General features: G+C 54.5%; 18 protein-coding genes. 9 read left to right on the forward strand and 9 right to left on the reverse strand.

The features are described from left to right. Positions 1 to 103: 103 nt before the first annotated feature. Positions 104 to 1,318: an acyl-CoA dehydrogenase family protein gene (locus tag R3E82_05355; protein MEZ5550293.1), complete on the forward strand. Its 1,215-nt coding sequence runs from the start codon at positions 104 to 106 to the stop codon at positions 1,316 to 1,318. Positions 1,319 to 1,369: 51 nt separating this feature from the next. Here R3E82_05355 and rfbD read toward each other — a convergent pair whose 3' ends face one another. The 6 genes from rfbD to R3E82_05385 form a co-directional block, all read right to left on the reverse strand. Further along, a complete protein-coding gene (gene rfbD / locus R3E82_05360) occupies positions 1,370 to 2,239 on the reverse strand; it encodes a dTDP-4-dehydrorhamnose reductase (protein MEZ5550294.1) in 870 nt (289 codons plus the stop codon). Continuing rightward, positions 2,236 to 2,778, reverse strand: a complete 543-nt coding sequence (gene rfbC / locus R3E82_05365) for a dTDP-4-dehydrorhamnose 3,5-epimerase (protein ID MEZ5550295.1) — start codon at positions 2,776 to 2,778, stop codon at positions 2,236 to 2,238. Before rfbC ends, rfbD begins: the two co-directional genes overlap by 4 nt. After that, the gene (rfbA, locus tag R3E82_05370) at positions 2,775 to 3,653 is read right to left on the reverse strand and encodes a glucose-1-phosphate thymidylyltransferase RfbA (GenBank protein ID MEZ5550296.1); all 879 of its coding nucleotides are present in this window, start codon (positions 3,651 to 3,653) and stop codon (positions 2,775 to 2,777) included. Before rfbA ends, rfbC begins: the two co-directional genes overlap by 4 nt. Beyond that, positions 3,653 to 4,720 carry a dTDP-glucose 4,6-dehydratase gene (gene rfbB, locus R3E82_05375; GenBank protein MEZ5550297.1) on the reverse strand — a complete coding sequence of 356 codons (1,068 nt, stop codon included), beginning with the start codon at positions 4,718 to 4,720 and terminating at the stop codon, positions 3,653 to 3,655. Before rfbB ends, rfbA begins: the two co-directional genes overlap by 1 nt. A gap of 224 nt (positions 4,721 to 4,944) precedes the next feature. After that, positions 4,945 to 5,463: a PEP-CTERM sorting domain-containing protein gene (locus R3E82_05380; protein MEZ5550298.1), complete on the reverse strand. Its 519-nt coding sequence runs from the start codon at positions 5,461 to 5,463 to the stop codon at positions 4,945 to 4,947. A 262-nt stretch (positions 5,464 to 5,725) separates the two neighbouring features. After that, the gene (locus R3E82_05385) at positions 5,726 to 7,033 is read right to left on the reverse strand and encodes a hypothetical protein (GenBank protein MEZ5550299.1); all 1,308 of its coding nucleotides are present in this window, start codon (positions 7,031 to 7,033) and stop codon (positions 5,726 to 5,728) included. 310 nt (positions 7,034 to 7,343) lie between these two features. On the opposite strand from R3E82_05385, the gene R3E82_05390 reads away from it, so the two are divergent. From R3E82_05390 to nadE, 8 genes are all read left to right on the forward strand, one after another. Further along, positions 7,344 to 8,366 (forward strand): glycosyltransferase family A protein, encoded by a 1,023-nt coding sequence (locus tag R3E82_05390; GenBank protein MEZ5550300.1) that lies wholly within the window; start codon positions 7,344 to 7,346, stop codon positions 8,364 to 8,366. 115 nt (positions 8,367 to 8,481) lie between these two features. Next, complete coding sequence (locus R3E82_05395) at positions 8,482 to 9,459, forward strand: GNAT family N-acetyltransferase (protein ID MEZ5550301.1); 978 nt, start codon at positions 8,482 to 8,484, stop codon at positions 9,457 to 9,459. Beyond that, positions 9,456 to 11,015 (forward strand): EpsI family protein, encoded by a 1,560-nt coding sequence (locus R3E82_05400; protein ID MEZ5550302.1) that lies wholly within the window; start codon positions 9,456 to 9,458, stop codon positions 11,013 to 11,015. The genes R3E82_05395 and R3E82_05400 overlap by 4 nt, the downstream gene beginning before the upstream one ends. Positions 11,016 to 11,101: 86 nt before the next feature. Next, positions 11,102 to 12,664 carry a GNVR domain-containing protein gene (locus R3E82_05405; protein MEZ5550303.1) on the forward strand — a complete coding sequence of 521 codons (1,563 nt, stop codon included), beginning with the start codon at positions 11,102 to 11,104 and terminating at the stop codon, positions 12,662 to 12,664. Positions 12,665 to 12,686: 22 nt separating this feature from the next. Then, positions 12,687 to 14,642: an asparagine synthase (glutamine-hydrolyzing) gene (asnB, locus tag R3E82_05410; GenBank protein MEZ5550304.1), complete on the forward strand. Its 1,956-nt coding sequence runs from the start codon at positions 12,687 to 12,689 to the stop codon at positions 14,640 to 14,642. Between the two features lie 33 nt (positions 14,643 to 14,675). Then, positions 14,676 to 14,930, forward strand: coding sequence for an acyl carrier protein (locus tag R3E82_05415; protein MEZ5550305.1), 255 nt, complete (start codon positions 14,676 to 14,678; stop codon positions 14,928 to 14,930). Positions 14,931 to 14,938: 8 nt separating this feature from the next. Continuing rightward, positions 14,939 to 16,477: a class I adenylate-forming enzyme family protein gene (locus R3E82_05420; protein MEZ5550306.1), complete on the forward strand. Its 1,539-nt coding sequence runs from the start codon at positions 14,939 to 14,941 to the stop codon at positions 16,475 to 16,477. A 26-nt stretch (positions 16,478 to 16,503) separates the two neighbouring features. Continuing rightward, entirely contained in the window at positions 16,504 to 17,496 is a 993-nt protein-coding gene (gene nadE / locus R3E82_05425) for an NAD(+) synthase (protein MEZ5550307.1), read from the forward strand. Between the two features lie 32 nt (positions 17,497 to 17,528). Here the strand turns inward: nadE and R3E82_05430 are convergent, their stop codons facing one another. From R3E82_05430 to R3E82_05440, 3 genes are read right to left on the reverse strand one after another with little or no spacing between them, the layout of a single operon-like run. Then, positions 17,529 to 18,545: a polysaccharide deacetylase family protein gene (locus tag R3E82_05430; GenBank protein MEZ5550308.1), complete on the reverse strand. Its 1,017-nt coding sequence runs from the start codon at positions 18,543 to 18,545 to the stop codon at positions 17,529 to 17,531. A 24-nt stretch (positions 18,546 to 18,569) separates the two neighbouring features. Then, positions 18,570 to 19,685 (reverse strand): GNAT family N-acetyltransferase, encoded by a 1,116-nt coding sequence (locus tag R3E82_05435; protein MEZ5550309.1) that lies wholly within the window; start codon positions 19,683 to 19,685, stop codon positions 18,570 to 18,572. A gap of 39 nt (positions 19,686 to 19,724) precedes the next feature. After that, positions 19,725 to 21,104, reverse strand: a complete 1,380-nt coding sequence (locus R3E82_05440) for a DegT/DnrJ/EryC1/StrS family aminotransferase (GenBank protein ID MEZ5550310.1) — start codon at positions 21,102 to 21,104, stop codon at positions 19,725 to 19,727. Between the last annotated feature and the right edge of the window lie 9 nt (positions 21,105 to 21,113).

The raw sequence follows: 21,113 nt of genomic DNA on the forward strand, positions 1-21,113 counted from the left end.
GAAGGCGGGCGTGTCTGCGGGGTCAAGTATACCGACACCGGCATGGTCCGCAGCGCCAGTATTTGCGATGATTCCGGCTTTGCAGCAGGCGAGAGGGCGATTCGTGGATCTCAGCTTCACCGAGGAAGACCGCAGGTTTCAACAGGAAGTCCGCAGCTGGCTTGCCCAGGCATGGCCGGAGGAGCTGCGCCAGCGCCAGGCGCGCAGTGCGCTGGGGCGGCTCAGCAAAGACGACATCGTCGGCTGGCAGAAGCGCCTGGCGGAGAAGGGCTGGGCGGCGGTCAACTGGCCAAAGGAGTACGGCGGCGCCGGTTTCACGGCCACCCAGAACTACATATTCGATCTCGAGCGGGCACGGGTCGGCGCACCTGGCGTCATACCTTTCGGTATGAGCATGGTCGCTCCGGTGATCATGAAATTCGGTACCCAGGCCCAGAAGGACAAATACCTGCCGGACATACTCAACTCCAATGTCTGGTGGTGTCAGGGCTATTCGGAGCCAGGCTCCGGCTCCGACCTCGCCTCGCTGAAAACCAGGGCCGAGGACAAGGGCGACCACTACCTGGTGAACGGCGTGAAGACCTGGACCACCATGGCCCAGTATGCGGACATGATCTTCTGCCTGGTGCGCACCAGCACCGAAAGTATCCGCCAGCTCGGGATCAGCTTCCTGCTGATCGACATGAAGACGCCGGGTATCTCGGTGAACCCCATCATCACACTGGATCAGCCCCAGGAAGGCTTTCAGGAGATCAACATGGTCTACCTGGAAAATGTGAAGGTACCCAAGGAAAACCTGGTGGGCGAGGAGGGCAAGGGCTGGACCTGCGCAAAGTATCTGCTCGAGTTCGAACGGGGCAATGCCTATTCCCCAGCGCTGAAGGCGTCACTGGACCATGTGCGGTCGATTGCGGCCAGTGAGGCCGACGGTTATGGCGGCACGCTGCTGCAGGATGAGGACTTCGTGGCAAGAATCCGCGACGTGGAAGTTCAGGTACTGGCCATGGAGTTCACGGAGCTGCGCATTCTCGGTGCGCTGGCGGCGGGGCAGAACGTGGGGCCTGAGTCGTCGCTGCTGAAGGCGCGGGGTACCGAGCTGCAGCAGGCGGTGACGGAACTGGCACTCGAGGCGGTGGGATACTACGCAGCCCCCCTGGATCAGTCGGTGCCGGTGGAAGGGGACAACTTCAAACCAGTGGGACCCGGGTATGCAAACGGGGTGGCGCAGGAGTATTTCAACGCGCGCAAGGTGAGCATTTACGCGGGGTCCAATGAGATTCAGCGGAATATCATGGCGAAGCTGGTGTTGGGGCTTTAGCCGTAGAGTCTGGGAGTGAGAACAGACTGCGCACCTCTGGATGCGTTGTAACTAGTGCAGGGCGCGGAGTGTGTGCTCCAGTCCTTCCCGCCAGTCAGTATTGACCTGCAATTGCGCGATGAACTCCGGGTCGAGAGCCAGCATTGAGTTCATGGGTCTCTTCGCTGGAGTCGGATATTCGTCGGTAGTGATCCCGTGAATTTCCGGGAGTCGAGCGATGAGCCCGATCTGTTGAGCCCGGTGTACGATTTCGACTGCAAATCTACACCACGTCGTTGCCGGATCTCCTGCCAGGTGGTGAGTGCCGAAAGGTGGGAACGACCCGGACTGATAGGCCGCTATGAGAGAATCGATCGCAGAGGCGATATCACCCGCGAAAGTTGGTCGCCCCCACTGATCATCGACAATGGAGAGAGAGTCCCGCTCTCTGGCCAGTCGCAGAATGGTTTTTACGAAGTTGCTGCCAAACGCGCCGAAAACCCAGCTGGTACGCAATATCCAGTACCTGGACGCAAGCGTCGCTACAGCGAGTTCACCTGCGAGCTTAGATCTGCCGTAGGTGTTCGAAGGCCGAGTTGCATCGCCTGGATGGTGTTCTTTTGAGGTGTCCTCACCTCCGAATACATAGTCGGTCGAGACATGGATAAGCGGGACATCGAGAGACCGTGCTGCTCGTGCTATCGCTGCAACCGACTCCGCATTGACCTGCCACGCCTCAATTGACTCTGATTCGGCACGATCCACTGCGGTGAACGCCGCAACATTCACGATCAGCGAAGGCGCGTGATCCACGATGTCAGACTCAACTGTCGTATTTCGGGAAAGGTCGAGTTGATCGCGAGTCCAGAAAGTATCCTGTGGGCGAATCGATTGAAGATACTGACCCACCTGCCCGGTTGAACCGAGAACCAGAACGCTCATGGAGCTGCCTTCAACTCCCGGAGCCGGGGAAGTGCCCTGTCTTTTGAAGAGATCTCAGGAGCCGAAACCGGCCACGGAATCGCCAGATCGGGATCGTCCCACACGACTCCGATCTCATCTTCAGGATGGTAGTAGTCGGTACACTTGTACTCGAAGTCTGCGACTTCCGACAATACGGCGAAGCCATGCGCGTATCCCGGCGGGATCCAGAGTTGATGCTGATTTTCGTCGCTGAGAGTTGCCCCGGTCCAAACGCCGAAGTTTGGTGAGTCCGGATCGATGTCTACGGCGACGTCGAACACAACACCCCTCGCAACCCGCACCAGCTTGCCCTGTGGATGCACGCGTTGACTGTGCAATCCACGCAATACTCCGCGGCGGGAGCGGGAGAGGTTGTCCTGCACGAACGGCAAATCAATCCCGGCCTGCTCCCTGTAACGCTCCGCAGAGAAGGTCTCAAGGAAGTACCCTCTCGAATCACCGAACAACCGGGGTTCGATCAGGAGAACGCCCGGCAATCGGGTTTCGCTGATCTTCAATGACGGAACTCCAGAAGGTCATTGAGATAATCTCCATACCCGCTCTTCAGTAACGGTGCCGCCAGGCGCTCCAGTTGGCTGTCGTCGATCCAGCCCAGGCGCCAGGCGATCTCTTCCGGACAGCCGACTTTCAGTCCCTGGCGCTTCTCGAGTGTCTGAATGAAATGAGAAGCCTCCAGGAGTGAATCGTGTGTACCCGTGTCCAGCCAGGCCATGCCTCGAGCCATCATCTGCACATCCAGATTTCCACCTTTCAGGTACAGATTGTTCAAATCGGTAATTTCGAGCTCACCGCGTGCAGAGGGTTTGATCGAACGAGCCATTTCTGAGGCGTGTTCATCGTAGAAATACAGACCGGTGACTGCGTAGCGGCTCCGTGGTTTACCCGGTTTTTCCTCAATGGAAACCGCTTTCCCGTGCTCATTGAATTCAACGACCCCGAAAGATTCCGGATTGCTTACCGGGTAGGCGAATACGGTAGCGCCCTGAGTCTTTTCGCCCGCACGATGGAGCAGACCGCTGAACCCGCTCCCGAAAAACAGGTTGTCTCCGAGAATCAACGTGCTGGGGTGACCCCCGATGAACTGCTCGCCGATGATCAGTGCCTGGGCCAGACCTTCCGGAGATGGCTGCACGGCGTATTCGATGTGCATTCCCCAGTTGCTGCCGTCACCCAGTATCTGTTCGAAACGGGAAGTATCCATTGGTGTCGAGATGATCAGGACCTCTCTTATTCCCGCGAGCATCAGGGTCGAAAGGGGATAGTAGATCATTGGCTTGTCGTAGACGGGTAGGAGCTGTTTGCAGACTCCGAGAGTGATCGGATGCAGTCTCGTACCGGACCCGCCCGCCAGGATGATTCCTCTTCGGCTCATCAGGCTTTCTTCAACTTTCCCAGGCGCTGGAGTCTGTAGCTGCCGTCGAGCACATGGCTCCACCATGCGCGATTCTTCAGATACCAGCCGATCGTTTTCTGCAGACCGGTATCGAAACACTCCTGCGGTGACCAGCCCAATTCCATTTCGATTTTCGTGGCATCGATCGCGTAGCGCGTATCATGTCCGGGGCGGTCCTTCACGAAGGTGATGAGATCCTCGTAGCAGGTTTGACCGGTCGGAGCAGGTGCGAGCTCGTTCAACACCTTGCAAATCAGTTGCACAACTTCGAGATTTCTCTTTTCGTTTTTTCCGCCCACGTTGTAGGTTGATCCAATATCACCATTCTGAAGCACCTGCCATAACGCCCTGGCGTGATCTTCCACGTACAGCCAGTCTCTTATCTGATTGCCGTCTCCATAGACCGGAAGCGGCTTTCCAGCGAGCGCATTGAGAATCATGTGCGGAATCAGCTTCTCGGGGAACTGATAAGGTCCGTAGTTGTTGGAGCAGTTGGTGATCAGAGCTGGTAGTCCGTAGGTCCGGGTCCACGCCCGGACGAGGTGATCCGAGCCCGCTTTTGTGGCAGCGTACGGCGAACTGGGTGCGTAAGGCGTCGTTTCATGGAACCGTTCACCCGATTCTGCCAGATCGCCGAATACTTCATCGGTGGACACATGGAGAAAACGGAAACTCTCTGCCCGTGACTGCGGGAGTCTGTCTCGATAGTTGCGGGCGCACTCGAGGAGTCGAAAGGTTCCGATCAGATTTGTTTCGATGAAGGTTTCGGGGCCGTCTATTGAGCGATCGACATGGCTCTCTGCTGCGAGGTGGATTATGGCATCTGGCTGATGCGTGCTGAAGAGATGCTCCACCCGCTCGCGATCACATATGTCGATCTGCTCGAACAGATATTTTTTTGATCCGACTACTGACTCCAGGGACTCGAGGTTTCCGGCGTAAGTCAGTTTGTCGATGTTCACCACCGAACAGTCGGTGGTTGAGATCAGATGCCGGATCAGGGCTGATCCGATGAATCCAGCGCCACCGGTAACGAATACCTTCATAGAAAGAGAGCCAGAGGGCTGAATGTTACGTTGGCGGGAAGAGTACTGGATTGACGGGCGCAGGGCTGTAAGTTCGATGTTAAGCGGCTGCTGCCCGGAAAATCGGATGGATTGGTGGACAGGTCAGGCCAGGGCAGTGGGTTTCAGGAGTGAAAGGTGCGTCTCGAGGTAGCGCACGCCCACCCAGGTGAAGGTGGGCGTGGTTGTCGACCAGGGTTGAAAACTCAGGAAGTCGCCCTGCGCCGGATCAGACCCAGGCCCAGGAGCATTGCTCCCAGCAGACTGATTGTCCCCGGTTCCGGAACAGCGACCGTCAGATCAGATCGCTTGAATGCGAACCATCCAGAGTCTGCGGACACGGTGACCGCGAGCATGCCTGTGTCATTGATGATATTGATCGCGAACATACCCACATTGAACGTAATAGGAGTGTGATCGACCAGCACCGAGTCGGAGAGTTCTACGCCGCCGCCCAGATTCAGGCGGATGATCTCCGTATCCGGGCTGTTGCCGGTGCGCACCTCAATCGAGAGCCAGGCCTCTTTCGCAAAATCGACACCAGGTGTGAAGCCATCGTCTGTCAGATCATGGGTGTACGAATAGGTCGTACTTGTCGCGGCATCGATCAGTGCGGGTTCGTGGCAGGTCGGGTAATCGAGGCAATGAGTGTCTGTGATAAGCAAGGCCGATGCCGCCGGGGCGATCAGGGCGGGAATCAGTAAAACAGCTAGCTTTTTAAACATCTTTGTTGACTACCTTCTGGTTTGAGGCGCTCAGAGTCGAATGGCGACCGTGAGTTTGATTATGGTGAACAGTACTGTGCACGGAGTGTGCCAAGTAGAAAAAACTTTAAATATCAAAGTGATAAGTCCGATATCGGAAGTGGATGTAAGAAAATCCGACACTTTAACGAGTTTTGGCTCAGAAACTGTAATGCCCGCCTTACGGTATCTGGATCAAGCGACTGAAGACTGATGAAAAGCAGACAGGTCAGTCCAGCGGTGCTCAACGGCACCAGTTTGCGGAATATTGGTCCAGCAGATAATGGGTCAGACCATCTGCCATGAGCCGCTGTCCGGCTACCGTCCAGTGGGGGTCATTGTCGAAATACAGCGGTTCCGACCCCGTGTAGGTCTGAAACAGATCGAACTGGTTCAGTAGCTTGATACCGTGCTCCGCGGAGAGACTGACAACCGTTCGCTCGCTCGCCTCAGAAGGCTGCGCACCTTCGGGAATAAAATAATCTCTGCCAGGGACCCACTCGTCAGGGGAAACCTGATGGCCCCATGGGTAAATGGTCAGCAGAAATTCGATACCCTGTTCATCGCAAAGCTGCTTAATTTGACTGAGGCTTGAAAAAATCATCTGCCATTGTTCGGTACGGTCCTGGTCATCAGTAACGAGTGTGTGTTTGGCAGTCTCCATATTGGCCTGGGTAACAACTCCCCGTACCGACAGATCTCGATAGCCAAGCAACTTGTTCGTATAGAAAAGAAGCAGTCTGGTGATATACAGGTTCTGGTCGATCCAGGTTCGAATCCGCTCGTTAAGAAGCCTTCGGGTCTCGCTACCCGGCACTCTGAGCACATTTCCCTGATTGTCGAACACCGCCTGTGCCCGGTATGCAGCTTCCTGGACCAGATCGCTGACATCCAGGTTCAGGATGACCATGTCGGGGTTCAAACTCATCAGTTCATGACGGAGATAAAGATATTCGAGCACCGGCGCGTAGCTGTCGACGCCGCCGTTGAGGACCTGGATAGTGCGTGGACAGGATTGAGGACGATTTTCATTCAGCGCAGCTTCCAACCGGGCTGAAAAGGTCTGATGATCTTCGACACCTTTGCCCATCGTGAACGAGTCGCCCATGGTGAGTATCCGGTACTGATCGGGCGATTTCTCAGAAGTGATATCCGGGCCACGTAAGCCGAAGTTGTTCACGCGTTGAACATAGGAAAAATCCTGCTGCTCGAATTTGGAGTAAGCATTGGCCACGAGTTTGTGGTGCCGCACTTCGTCGGGCACCAGCTGGGGTGACAGCGATTGAATCAATACAGCACCCGCAATCAGGTCGATGGCCAGGTAGCTGACGACAATGGACATCAGGGCCAGCCACGTCATTCTCACCCGCTCGCGGTGTTGCGTGTCGTAAAAACAGTACGAAGCGATGAGGAAAAGCGCTGTGCCAGTCAGCAGCACTGCTGCAAGCTGCGAAGTTGGCCCGAACATACCCTGAACGATAAATCGTTCGTAGACGATCATCGTCAGTACGGCCACTGTTCCTAGTAGAAGGAGCAGAAAGAGCTTCTTCATGTCTGGTTCCTGATTGGCAGAATGTGTACTTCCGTGCTGCCTGAATTCATCGAAATCGGCATTCCGGGGATTATGGGTCTACGATTCTGGAGCTGCAAAGTATAGTGTCGTTTCAATCGTTGCCTGTTTTGAACCTGTAGCAATCTGCGCGGGCGTTCTTACATCCTCGGTAATGCCGGTGTCGACAAGTACCTGTAATCTCAGTGAAGTTCTCCGAACCAATCAGTGCCCGTATCCCCCGATACACCACCCCCCGAGCGTTGTCTGGGCAGACATCGTCGTGAATTGAAAACAGGCATCGTTTTAACCAATGTCCGAGCTGTCCGTAATCATTCCCACGTTCAATCGCAGCGGCATGCTCGTTGAGGCGATCAACAGCGTACTCAGACAGGAGACGGTACGGGGACTTGAGATAATCGTCGTTGATGATGGGTCTACGGATGACACCTCAGACCTGATTGCACAGTTCGGTGATGCTGTGACTTATCTGAAACAGACGAATGCAGGTGTCAACGCGGCCCGCAATCTCGGCATCGCCAGATCGAGTGGGCATCTTGTGGCTTTTCTGGACGATGATGACGTCTGGTTGCCATACAAATCCGCTGTGCAGATCGAGGCGCTGAGCCGGTTTCCGGAAGCTGGTTTTGTTTTCTCTGATTTTTTTGTCTGGCGGGGCGAAAAGCGTTCGTCGGGTGGGTTGCGCGGTTGGCAGGAGGCTGAGTGGGGCATGGATACAATCCTTGCTGAATCTCCTCGTGTCGAATATCTGGATGCAGGTGGCGAAAGGTCGGTCGCTTCGTATCTCTGCGATATCTATGGCCTTTCACTGGTGCAGCCGGTTGTACTCCCGAGTACAGCTATCTGCAGGCGCGAAGCGCTGCAAAGGGTCGGTCCGTTTCCCGAATTCACTTCGATATGTGGAGACTGGCAATTTTTTGCGGAGATGTCCCGCACCTGTGGAGCCGTATACGTGGATCTCGAAACTGCCCTCAATCGAAGTCACGATAATGTGCGGCTTACTCGAACGGATGCTGCTATCCGCATTCGTGAGCGGCTGGACATGATCGAACGCGTCTGGGAGAGCAGCGCCCGGTTGGACGAAATTCTGAATTCTGAGCTTTTCGAAACCCAGGGTAGGCTGCAGGAAGCACTGTTCAGGACGCATGCCCTCGCAGGTCGCTCTGAATCTGCTATCGAGGTCTTCGGCGCGATGCGAAAATCAGGCTGGAGGCCGGGGCTGAAATCCTATGTACTGCGCACGGCGATTTCATTTCCAAGGGGAGGAGAAGCGTTAGCAATCACCCGGCGGGCGCTTCAAGGCTCGAATGATTGAATTGATGCCCAACTCGCAAGTTAGGGATGGGCGATTGTCAGTTATTACAGAATTGCATCAACTCCGCGAATTGCGATCTTCGTGGAATGGGCTGAATCGAACCTGGGAAGCTCCCATGCTCGATTTTGACTGGGTACAGGCGAATGCAGAGTGCTTCTATGCGGAGAGCAAGTTATTCGTCGCAGTACTTTCAAAAGGGGAGCGTGTTGTGGGAATCGCACCACTCGCCAGATGCAAACGAGACGGGATCCCCTGGCTTGAGTTGATCGGCGCTTCAGCGACTTATGAAGCCGGCGGATTTCTTTACGACACGCTCGACGATTTGAGATTACTCCTGGTCGGCATCTGGCAACTGGGTCACCCGATAGCACTGGAGAAAGTGGCGTTTGGCGGACTCTCTCATCCATCGACCGGTCCTCGTGTGAGAAAGGCCGGCCTTTTCCTCTATCCCGGCAGGCCATCGGTACCGAAACTAGAACTGAGCGGTACCTGGCCTGATTACTATGCCTCCATGAGTTCGCAGCGCCGCTATGATTATCGTCGATCAAACAGGCGCCTGAAGGAAGGGGGGCTGATAACGGTAGATTTTGAGCGTCCCTCGGTTGATTCGCTCGAGAAGTCACTCCTGGACGCTTTCTCTGTTGAGTCTAGAAGCTGGAAATCGACGAGCGGGACAGCGATTCTCCAGTCCGAGTCTATGCAGAGGTTTCTCGAGTTGATTGCCTGTCGCTATGCTCTGAACAATGAGCTGGTATTGGGCTTCCTGAGGGTCTCTGGATATCCGGTCGCCATGCAGATTGGAGTGCTCAACAGAAATCGATACTGGATACTCAAAATCGGGTACGACAGTGAATGGGCGAGAGCCTCTCCTGGAAATTATCTGATGACGGAAGCTATTCGATTCGCCTTCGACCAGGGATTGGACGGTGTGGAATTTCTAGGTTCCAGTGAACCCTGGCTTCGCGCCTGGACGACGGATGCTCATGAGTTCCATAATGTTCTTTATTTTCCATTCTCCACTGCGGGCGTCACGAACCTGCTCTCCCTGGCTGGTCGTGCGGTCACCGCGCGGTGTTGTGGGAGCCGCGCGTGACCAGTTCATCGCCCGTCTCGCTTCCGCTTTCAATCCATCTTCACTGGCTTATATTTCTCTTGTCTCTGCTGGTGCTCACCTTTCTGTACCATTCAACCGCTGAGGACATCCTGTTCGTCTGGACAGGATCTGAGAACACAGACTATTCCCACGGTCTCCTGCTGTTCTTCGCCTCCGTCGTTATTCTCTTGCTTGCATGGCGCAGAGCGCCAATGAGTTTGCGCTATAGCTGGTCTGGTGCGCTCGCGGTAGCCGTGCTGTCGCTAATCTGGCTGTTGAGTGGGCTGGTCAACGTGATGGTTGCCCAGCAACTCGCGTTTCTACTCATGATACCCGCGCTTTTCTGGGCTTTATACGGATGGTCGAGACTGAAGACGCTGCTGATACCGTTGTCCCTGCCGATCTGCGCGGTGCCAATCTGGGACATCCTCAATCAGGGCCAACTGCAGGTATTGACTGCATCAGCTGTGCGTCTGTACATGGAATTGCTGGGATTTTCGGTATTGCAGGATGGTGTGGTACTGCAGGTACCTGCCGGTACTTTTCGGGTGGCGGAAAATTGTTCCGGCATGCGCCAAATTGTGGTCGCTATCCCATTGTGTTTGATCTCTGCTTATCTCAATGGCTTTCGCTGGTGGGCGTCCGTCGTGTACGCGTGTCTTGGTATTGTATTGGCGATCCTGGTCAATACGATTCGTATTCTGATTGTGGTTGTATCCGGGTATCTCACGGAAATGCAGCACTATTTCGTCACCGATGATCACATTAGTCTGGGATGGGTGCTGTTCGTAGTCTTTATGGGTGCCTTTTTGTATCTTACCGCGCGCCTTCCGCAGGGAATAGCGGCTCGAATGACAGTTCCGGAACGCCTCCATGACAGGGAGCAATCAGCCGCGCCAGCTCAAGAGCGGAAGGCTGTATCGGGGTTGGCACTTCTCTTGCTGGCCATCTGCCTCGGACCGGCTTTGCAGATTGTGCTTGGGCCTGGTTCATTCACAGATAGTGACGCCAGAGCCATTCAGGATCCCGTCCAGGTGCCCGTAGTTGTTACGGATTGGATTCGTGACAGTGGGAGTCTCTACCAGCCCAGGTTTGCCATGCCGGAACGGTACATCAGCGCGACCTATTTGGGTCCCGAAGGTGAAGAGGTGTACCTGAATGGTGGTGCTTACTATGTACAGACCCAGGGTCGGGAAGCGGTAAGCAGTGAACATGAACTCGCTCCTGTCAATCAATGGTCTTACGCCGAGCCAGCGACAAGCCTGCTCGTTGATGAGCACGGGCTAACAGACGTCAGAGAACTCATCGTTCAGAGTAGTGCGGGAGAAAGGGTGATTGTGTGGGCCTGGTATCAGGTCGATGGCCGCGCAACCAGCCATGATTTGACTGCAAAGCTGATGGAGCTGGAGCAAAGACTGCTGGGCGGAGATGGCGTGCTGTTTCTGACCGTGGCTACCCCATACTCGGGAGATCGGAAAGCTGCCCGTGGCAGATTGGTGACATTCTGGTCACAAGCCAGAGATGCAGTAACTGAGGCGCTTGCTTTGCTGGAATGAGAATCCTTACAAGCCAATACTGAATTTCCCGTCTGCAATCAGTAACATCCGGGTCAGCTACGGTTAACCGTTTCACGGAGTTTTTTGTGCAGGAAGCATTCGACAGATACCTCAGCCTGCTTCATGGCTGCTGGCGATTCCGGTGGTGGGGTTCAGCCGCCGCTTGGATTGTCGCGGTTGTGGGTTGGTTGGTTGTGGCTGCGATCCCCAATCAGTACGAGGCGACTGCCAAGGTATATGTCGATACAGAGAGTTTTCTTGAACCGCTCCTGGCAGGAATTACCGTCGACTCAATGGATGTCGGAGAGAAGATGGCGCTCGTGGCCACCCGTCTGATGAGCAGACCGGTACTGGAGCGGGTAGCCCTGGACTCAGATCTCGGGCTCAGTACCACTGGTGAAGCGGGAATGGGAGAGATTATCGCCAGCCTGCGCGGCAAAGTGAACGTCGAAGCGCAGCAGTTGAGCCGGGTTTCCTGGCCGCCGCGCCCACCCAATTTGTACACTCTTGGAGCGAGGGACGAGAATCCGGAGCGGGCGTTACTCATTGTCAGATCTTTGCTGGACGCATTCGTGGAAGATGCGATCGGCAGCACTAAGCAGGATACGGGTGCCGCAACGGAATTTCTGCAAAAGCAAATCGCCGAGTACGAAGTGCGTTTGCTCAAAGCGGAGCAGCGCCTGACCGAGTTCAGACAGGCGAATATGGATAGCCTGCCTGAACGTGGTCAGGACTACTTTGCGCGCTTGAGGTCGGAACGTGAACTGCTGGCAACCACCGAACTGGAGCTGAGGGAGCAGCAGTTTCGACTTCGTTCTCTGCAGGCGCAGTTGCGGGGGGTCAATCCAGTTCAACGAAGCGTGTCACCCGATGGTACGATCGTCCTGTCGCCTCTGGAAGAGCGCGTAAACAGTATGGAACAGCGGCTCGACGAGCTGCTGCTTCAATACACCGAAAGCCATCCGGAAGTGGTCAGCCTCAAAAATTCACTCGAGCAGTTGCGGAGGAAAGCTGCTGAGTCCGAATCGACAAGTTCAAGTCCCGGGTCAGCGACCAATCCGATGTATCAGGAGCTGCGCCTGCAGCTTGGTCAGGTAGAGGCTAACATCGCGGCTATAACCGTTCGTCGCGACGAATATCTGCGCAGAATCGACGCGCTCCAGGGTCAGGTGGAAACTCTTCCGCAGATCGAAGCAGAGTTGGCTGCTCTCAATCGAGACTACGAGATCACCCAGACGAACTACAATGAACTCGTTGGCCGACTGGAGTCCGCCGAACTTCGAACCGAAGCAAATCGTACAGGGCAGAACGTCAATTTCAGAATCGTAGAACCACCAGTCCTGCCTGCGGTTCCTTTCTTCCCCAACCGTCTTATGTTCAGCGCTTTGGCTACCCTTCTGGCTATGCTGGTCGGGGTAGGTGTCGCCTTCCTTATGAGCCAGATCAATCCAGTGATTGGCTCCACTGCACGACTGGCGGAGGTTTTTGGCCGGCCCGTGATCGGCAGCGTCAGCTCTGCTCTGGCGATTTCGAGTGGAGCGCTGTGGAGGATGGACCTCCGGTTCGTCATGGCGATTGCATTGTTGTTCGCAGCCTACCTCGTTGTTGCAATTTCGTTTCTGCAGGGATTCCAGCTCGCGCTTTTGTGAGCGGGAATCTTGAGCCGGCATCATGTGCGGTATAGCGGGTATTCATAATCTCGAGCCGGCCAACACTCCCCCGAGCAGGGCTGAAGTAGAGCGTATGGTTTCCCAGATCCGGCATCGTGGCCCGGACGGGGACGGTTTTCTGATTGAGCCGCCGATTGCGCTGGGGCACGCCCGCCTTTCGATTATCGACCTGAAAACAGGCGACCAACCGATACACAACGAATCAGAAGATATCTGGGTTGTGTTCAATGGCGAGATTTTCAACTACGTTGAACTTCGAAAGGGGCTGAAGCAGAGAGGACACAAGTTCTACACTGAATCGGATACCGAGGTCATCGTTCATCTCTATGAAGAGCGCGGTATTGACTTCGTGGATGAGTTGAATGGGCAGTACGCTATTGCGTTATGGGATGCACGTTTGCAACGACTGGTTCTTTCCCGTGATCGCGCTGGAATTCTACCCCTGTTTTACACCATAGACGATAACCGGCTGCTGTTCGGGTCTGAGGTGAAAAGCATACTTCCCGCGTTGAGCCGCCGCCCGAGACTGAACGCTGCAGCACTTGATCAGTTGTTCACATTCTGGGCTCCCGTAAGCCCGGCAACTCTTTTTGATGGGGTACTGGAGCTTTCTCCGGGTACGCAGCTCATTGTCGAAAGAGGCAGGATCCAGACTCGGCGCTACTGGGACTGGGAATTTGCTGCTCCGGGGGACTACTTGAATGGTAGCGTTGATGAACTCTCGAACAGGGCCCGGGACCTGCTTATTGATGCGGTTAAAATAAGACTCCGGGCGGATGTGCCTGTTGGAGCATATCTTTCCGGCGGGCTGGATTCTTCTGCTCTAGTCGCGCTGATCGACAAGTATGGCGATTCCCATTTAAGAACTTTCTCGTTGGAGTTCGAAAACGCCGATCTTGACGAGCGTGTTCATCAGCAGGCGATGGTTCAGCATATTGCGACTGACCATACAGCCGTAACCTGCAGAGACTCGAATATAATTGACCTCCTGCCTTCAGTTGTCTGGCATGCGGAGTCACCAATGCTGCGGACGGCCCCGGTACCCATGGGTATTCTCTCTGGTCATGTTCGAGAGCAGGGCTACAAGGTGGTGCTGACCGGAGAGGGTGCTGACGAGGTATTTGGTGGCTACGATCTGTTCAAGGAAACCAAGCTTCGAAAATTCTGGTCCGGACAACCGCAGTCGAAGTCTCGACCCATTCTGCTCAAACGCCTGTACCCTTACCTCAATCTGTCGAAGAAGCAGGACGAAGTCTACCTGCAGCGATTTTTTGGAATCGGGATTGAACATCCTGAGCAGCCGCTGTTCTCTCATTTACCTCGTGCGTTGAACACCTCTCACTGCAAACTGTTTTTTTCTGACTCTGTTGGTGAACAGTTGCGTGGATCGGCGGAAGAAGTTTTAGTTGGATCTTTACCAGAGCGTTTTTCCAGATGGGAGAGCTTCAATCGTGCGCAGTATCTGGAAGCACGCACTTTGATGTCTGGCTATCTGCTGAGTTCGCAGGGTGACCGGATGCTGATGAAGAATTCAGTCGAAGGACGGTTCCCATATCTGGATCATCGATTGATTGAATTTGCAAATAGATTGGATCCACGTCTCAAGATGAAAGTACTGAATGAGAAATATCTGCTCAAGCGCGCAGTCTCTCAGCTGCTTCCGAGCGGAATTGTGAATCGGTACAAGCAACCCTATCGTGCTCCCGATATACAGACCCTGTTCGGAGCAAAGAAGCATGCGTTGGCCAACGATCTGTTGTCTCCGCTGGCTGTGGATCGGGCAGGCTACTTTAATGGTCAGAAGGTCAGTCGGTTGCTGCAGAAGGCATTGCGAGGACGCGCTGTATCCAATAGGGACAGCATGGCACTCATGGGAGTACTCACCACGCAGATGTGGCACGAGCTCTTTGTGAACGGTGTTTCTGTATCGTCCCTTTCACGCGGTACAGGCGCCTGAATAATTCAAACAGAAAATATGCGGAAATCTGATATGTCAATAGAATCCAAAATCCGGTGTTACATACTTGAGAACTATCTCTTCAGCGACGATGAGTCATCACTGGGGAATGAGGATTCTTTCCTGGACAAGGGGATTCTTGACTCCACCGGGATTCTCGAAGTGATTTACTTTATTGAAGAGGAATTCGGGGTATCGGTAGCAGACGAGGAAATGATACCGGAAAATCTCGATTCCGTTTCTCGCATCGTCAATTACATTCAAAGTAAGCAGTCCTCAGCTGCCTGATCGACACGATGTCCGGCTCCCCTCACCTGATAGATCGAATTGCCGGCCATGTAGTACGGAACCCGGAGGCGGTTGCGATCACTGCTGGAAAGATGAACGTTCTCTATCGGCAGTTGTGGGGGCGCGTTTTGGAGCTGACCGGCGAACTGCTTGAGCTGGGACTGGTCCAGGGTGACCGAGTCGCGATTCTGAGTGAAAATTCACCGGATTACATTGCAGCGTATTGTTCGATCCTGAATGCCGGAGGAGTGGTTGTCCCGCTGAACAGTCAGACCAGATCGCGGGACCTTCAGGCCTGGATCAAACACTCAGACAGTCGGTTGCTGATGGCCGATAAGGACCATCCGGAGACCAGCAACGTGAAGGCTGGAATAACCGGTCTAGGCGTGGTGGAGTTGGATAAAGTTCATGACTATTCAGGATATGAATCATCTTATCCAACTGAATTGACATCGAGGCGCGGCTCTGAAGAATTGGCCGCAATTCTATATACGTCGGGAACCACCGGAACTCCTAAAGGGATCATGCTCAGTCATGGAAATCTCGCAAAGAATACGATAGCCATCATCGAGTACCTGGAGATTGGCGAGAACGATTCGGTACTCAATGTACTCCCTTTCTTTTACTCGTACGGAAACTCGGTGCTACAGACGCATCTCTGGGCAGGTGGGCGTATCGTCATTGAGAACAAGGCAGCGTTTCCTGCAAGAGTGTGGGAAGGTCTGGCACGTGAGCAGGTGAGCGGGTTGGCAGGGGTCCCGGCGACGTTCGCGCTCCTGTTGAGTCGTGTGAATCCGAAGGATTACGATTTACACGCGCTTCGGTACGTTACGCAGGCAGGTGGTGCGATGTCCAAAGCGCTGACCCAGCGCCTCAGATCCGCACTGCCTGCCAGTTCCAGAATATTTGTGATGTACGGCCAGACAGAAGCCACGGCACGTTTGACCTACCTGCCACCGGAGAGGCTTACGGACAAAATGGGATCAGTAGGCTTGCCGTTGAGCGGGGTCAGCCTCGAGATTCGCGATTCAGATGGTCTCAGGGTGGCTGGTGAGCAGACGGGAGAGATCTGGGTGCGCGGGCCGAATGTCATGATGGGGTACTGGAAGGACCCTAAGGCGACGCAGAATCAACTGATAGACGGTTGGTTGAAGACCGGGGATCTTGGCTATCTGGATGATGAAGGATTTCTTTTTATCGTTGGACGTTCGTCCGATATGATCAAGACGGGCGCGCATAGAGTCAGCCCACTGGACATTGAAGAGGTCCTAGTGGAACTGGACGGAATCGAAGAAGCAGCAGTGGTCGGCGTGGAAGACCCGTTGCTGGGACAAGCTATTAAGGCCTGTGTTGTCAGATCACGCGACTCATCCATCTCAGCCAAAGCCGTACTTGCTCATTGTCGATCTCAACTTGCGCTCTATAAGGTGCCAAGAGAGGTTGAGTTCCTGGATAGTCTTCCAAAGACCTCTTCCGGGAAAGTTCAGCGACACCTCCTGAATCAGCCTCAAAGCCGTGGAACAGAAGCCACTGATCTCCCCAGATAGACAACAGATAAGTCGAGTTTAGTTATATGGCCAGTAAGATCCTTGATCCCAGAGTTCTCGATATGGACTTCGAGACTGAAGTTGAGCGAATTGGGTCTTCGCTTCGAGATATTTTGCGCTCGAAACTCCACCGGCGTGGGCTGGTTGTTGCGCTTTCGGGTGGGATAGACAGTTCTGTCTCGGGAGCGTTGTCAGTGCGTGCGCTGGGTTCTTCAAAGGTATTCGGCTTGCTCCTGCCTGAGACAGACTCTTCCGACGAGAGTCTGAGTCGGGGTAAGGCTCTCGCCGAACATCTCGGCATCGATTACCTGATATGTGATATCGCGCCGGCGTTGGAAGCAGTCGGCTGCTACAGCTGGCGTGATGAAGCAATTCGGAACGTATTTCCGCAGTATTCGGCAGGGTGGCGCAACAAGATCGTCCTGTCCGGCGGGCTGGAAGGGCAGATCAATCATTTCAAACTGGTTGTTGAAGATCCACAGGGAAAGAGGATCGAGAAGCGACTCCCACTGAGGGATTACCTGCAGATTGTCGCGGCGACTAATTTCAAACAGCGAATCAGGAAAACACTGGAATACTTTCATGCTGATCGCTTGAACTACGCGGTAGTTGGGACGCCAAATCGGCTCGAATATGATCAGGGTTTCTTTGTTAAGAATGGTGATGGATCGGCGGACGTGAAACCGATTGCTCATCTCTACAAAACCCAGGTTTACAATCTGGCGAGACATCTGGGTCTCCCTGATGAAATATGCAGTGCAGCTCCCACCACGGACACGTACAGCCTCGCTCAGGGTCAGGACGAATTCTACTTTGCGCTACCCTACCAGCAAATGGATATGGCGCTCTGGGGTCTGAACAACGGGGTGTCAGCTGCGGAACTCGCACCTGCATTGGGTATTACTGAGCAGCAGGCGGATCTGGTCTATCGCGATATAGAAACGAAGCGCAAGACGACCCGCTATCTGCACTCCAGGGCGTATCTGGTAGGCGAGGTTCCGGAGATGGTTCAGGATTAGCGGGAAGGCGGGTATCTGAGGACCGTCTGGCCTCAGATAATTCCCAGCAGATGACAATGAAACATGGGGATATTCGGAGCGATTCCGTCGTGAATCATCATCCGCTTCAATGAGACTGGCTCTCGAACAGGATCCGCGAAACCCGGTCGAACTTCGAAGGCATAGCGATAGGCCGATCCGTCGAGGATCCGTTCCACCCGCTCATTCCTATCGCCATTAGGGTATGCGAATAGTATGCCTTCACGACTAAGTTCTCTCTCCAGTTTCTGTCGAGAGACAGATAACTCCTCTTCGATATTCTCATCGTCGAGTTGAGTCATCATACGGTGGCTTGCAGTGTGAGATCCGAATTCAATGCGTTGAGATGCCAGGAGTTCCCTGGCCTGGCTCCAGGTCATGAATCGATCCACTTCATCTGCAGCGACAATATTGCGGGATGCTGCACCGAAGACGTCGAGCGCTGCGCGAATCTCACCTTCCCCTCGGGTTTTGAGGTCGGAAACGTATTCACTGATCAAGGCGCGGGCGGTACGGGATTCTCGTGACCTGGATTTTCTCTGAATGATGCGTTCCAACCTGGGATCCTCTCCACCACTGGCTGACCAGATACGCCGAACGGCCTTTATCAGTTTTTCCTGCCAGAACAGGTTGTCGGTCCCGATATAGTCCGTTGCAAGAAAGATCACTCCAGGGATATCGTGTGCCCTCATGATGGGCGCGGCGTGATCGAAGTTGTCCTGCCATCCGTCATCGAAGGTTACGAGTACTGATATTTTTGACGGGTTTCCCTGATCGTCCAGTACGCCTGAATCACTGGGCGGGTACCATCGCTTCAGAAAACGCATCTGCTTTTCGAAGGTCGCGCTTGATACGATCAGTCCTCGGTTGGAGTCACTGGTCGCAATCAGATCTTCCGGAAGCACGCGGTGGTAGAGGAGGCAGCTTATTCGTCCTCGGAGTGCGAATTGCCCATAAAGGAACAGCGCACCGGAATAGTGCAGCAGCCCAGCGGCAAGGAATTTCAGAAGAAACTTCGCGATTGGCAGCAATTTCAGTTTCCGTAGCAGAGGTTGTCAGAGTGTGGTTTTTGTTGATTGGGGTCTAAAAACCAATTGCTGATTCAGGACCGATCTTAATGCACCCCGAATAGATTTCAGGGTCCTCCGAACCACGTTCTTAAGCAGTGCGCTCTGGTATCGCGATCTGCTGTTGTAAGCCTGCCAATAGTGATTCTGACGGCAGTGATTGGTATAGCGGCGTTTGAACTCCTCATCGCCCACTGTGAAATCCAGTTCATGAAAACCCCGGGTCAACGCGGAGTTGATCAAGTGGCGCAGCAGGACCAGACCGGGTGAGCGCTGTTTCAGTGAGATGTCGAAGCTCGGTTTGTACCAGGTCAGGCGATGCTGATATGCGAAGCCAAAATGATACGCGATGGGTTGATCGTTCAATGTGGTCGTTGAAAAGCTGAGCCAGCCTTTCCGGGAGAGCTGAAATGCCAGCTGTTCAAAGAAGTTCCTGTACTCCGAACTCTCAAAACGACTCGGCGTGTTGGTGTTCTGCCAGCGCTTGACGTGCTGTTCAAAGAACTTTGGCAGATGCGACGCGATGTTCTCTGAGCCGCATATCTCCAGCGTCTGCAGCTGTCCCGAACGCCGCAGAATGTTTTCTGGCCTTCTCATGCTGTATTTAGCAAGCAAGTTCTTTACTTCGACTTCATGATCACGAATGAGCAGTGTCGGGCAAGGGACGCTCGCATATTTGAGATATCGGAAGCCAAGCGTTGGTGGCGCGGAAGCAAGAAAGTCGTTTGTCGGTGAATAGTCCGGAATATTGACGAAATTCACCCGGCTGATTTGACCGGCAGATGCGTCAAGTGCCGTGAGCGTGCTCGAGAGGAAATCATCGAGGTGATCGGGTGGGCACATCATATCGAGGTAATCAGCGTAGCCCATGCCAATGAGTTCCACGACCCTGGGGTCCGACTCGGATGAGATGAGCGGCGCGATCGCAAAAGGCTCGCCCCCTTCAAAGCCGACGAATATTTTTAGTTCGCGCCCTTTTTTAAAACATCGCAACCAGGTGTCGTGCCAGTCCCAGGTCTGGAACACCGTCGCGACCGAGCCTGATTCTGCAATTTGATCCCATTGACGTGGAGTTACCGGCAGACTTTGCCAGTCGGTGACCATCACCAGTTCTCGCTGGGGTTGAGTAGCTGACTCTGTCAATTATCTTCTCGACTGCCATGCTAACACTTCGCGCGCGCGATCCAGATCCTGGCATTGCAGGTAGGGATGCGTGGGCAGGGTCAGCAGTCTCTCAGACACCTCCCGGGCGCCAGGTGTATCAGCGCTGTCGCTCAGCGCACTCTGCAGCTCCGGAACATCCACAAGACTGTTCGGGTAGCTCCGGCTCGCTCCGATTCCGATATCGAGCAGTTGCGAAATGATCCGGTCACGCCGCTCAGCATCCTTGGCCAGTACCGGATATCGGGTCCATGCCGGCTTGGCTGAGAGCGGCGTCTGCAGTGGTGTCAGCTCTGTGTCAGAGAGAGTCAGCGTCCAGCGTCTGGCATTCTCACATCGTGCCTGCTGCAAAGCGGGGAGTTTCTTCAGCAGGGTCAACACCAGTCCGGATAATCGGGCACTATACCGCGTGATCGGAAAGTCAGTTTCGTATCGCGTAATTCCCAGTCCGAGAAATGGCAGTTGCTGAGTAAGCCAGTAGCGATTGGGCGGCAGCATCAGTGCATAGACAATGAACTTGGCAAGATCAAGCCCAACCTGGAGGCGATGGGGGCGACGAGTCTTTTCGTACTCTTCAGACAGCAGTTTTTCAAGAGTTGGATCCCGGACGACGAGTACACCTCCCTGGATCGATGTCACGACTTTGCCCTTGTCGAAGCTGAACAGCCCGGCTGCCCCGAAGCTTCCCGATGGGCCACCGCCGATTCTGGCGCCTAAACTTTGAGCGGCATCGTCGATAACGAGTAACGAACGCTCCTTCGCAAAGGCGGTCAGAGCAGGCAGGTCGTTGGGAAGTCCATACAGATTCGAGCTGACGATGGCAAATGCCCGACTCGTATCAAGCCGCTCAAGCGCTTGCGGACAGTAGTCGAGTGTGGCCGGATCCACGTCGCAAACACGTAACCTGAGGCCTGCTCGGAGCAGTGAGGCAGGTACGGAATAGCAAGTGTAGCCAGGCAGAATAACTTCGGATTGGAGATCATTTTTGCCGCTCTGCGCCAGATACCGATGCAATGCGCGTCCCATCACGGCTAACGCAGAGCGTCCTGTGTTGAAATAGAATTGTCGCCCATCACCAACCAGGGGCGACATCGTCTGCTCGAGCAGCGTCGGATTGTACTGCGAGAGCGCGGCACAGCGGAGCGCGTTGAGAAGTTCCCGAGGGTCGACGGGAGTTCCCGCCGGTGCGACGAGGCGGTTGTGGGCCATGCTGTTCGTGGCGAGCCTAAAGCGGAGAAGCATAGCACCTGAAACCACTCCGGCAGGGCCGGTATTACATGTCCGAAACAAGACGCAGCTGGGGTGGTGATAAGGTGCCGCCTGCACTCGGAGCTGCAGGAACAGGGCAGAGCCGGGTGGCATCCGGCCTGA

The organism is Pseudomonadales bacterium (assembly GCA_041395945.1).
In the GTDB taxonomy this organism is placed as follows: Bacteria; Pseudomonadota; Gammaproteobacteria; order Pseudomonadales; family Azotimanducaceae; genus SZUA-309.

Coding starts and splice junctions, on each gene's coding strand:
- rfbD (MEZ5550294.1), bottom strand. CDS start 2,239: ATGAGCGTTCTGGTTCTCGGTTCAACCGGGCAGGTGGGTCAGTATCTT.
- R3E82_05415 (MEZ5550305.1), top strand. CDS start 14,676: ATGTCAATAGAATCCAAAATCCGGTGTTACATACTTGAGAACTATCTC.
- rfbA (MEZ5550296.1), bottom strand. CDS start 3,653: ATGAGCCGAAGAGGAATCATCCTGGCGGGCGGGTCCGGTACGAGACTG.
- R3E82_05380 (MEZ5550298.1), bottom strand. CDS start 5,463: ATGTTTAAAAAGCTAGCTGTTTTACTGATTCCCGCCCTGATCGCCCCG.
- R3E82_05420 (MEZ5550306.1), top strand. CDS start 14,939: ATGTCCGGCTCCCCTCACCTGATAGATCGAATTGCCGGCCATGTAGTA.
- R3E82_05390 (MEZ5550300.1), top strand. CDS start 7,344: ATGTCCGAGCTGTCCGTAATCATTCCCACGTTCAATCGCAGCGGCATG.
- R3E82_05440 (MEZ5550310.1), bottom strand. CDS start 21,104: ATGCCACCCGGCTCTGCCCTGTTCCTGCAGCTCCGAGTGCAGGCGGCA.
- nadE (MEZ5550307.1), top strand. CDS start 16,504: ATGGCCAGTAAGATCCTTGATCCCAGAGTTCTCGATATGGACTTCGAG.
- R3E82_05435 (MEZ5550309.1), bottom strand. CDS start 19,685: ATGGTCACCGACTGGCAAAGTCTGCCGGTAACTCCACGTCAATGGGAT.
- asnB (MEZ5550304.1), top strand. CDS start 12,687: ATGTGCGGTATAGCGGGTATTCATAATCTCGAGCCGGCCAACACTCCC.
- R3E82_05385 (MEZ5550299.1), bottom strand. CDS start 7,033: ATGAAGAAGCTCTTTCTGCTCCTTCTACTAGGAACAGTGGCCGTACTG.
- rfbB (MEZ5550297.1), bottom strand. CDS start 4,720: ATGAAGGTATTCGTTACCGGTGGCGCTGGATTCATCGGATCAGCCCTG.
- R3E82_05395 (MEZ5550301.1), top strand. CDS start 8,482: ATGCTCGATTTTGACTGGGTACAGGCGAATGCAGAGTGCTTCTATGCG.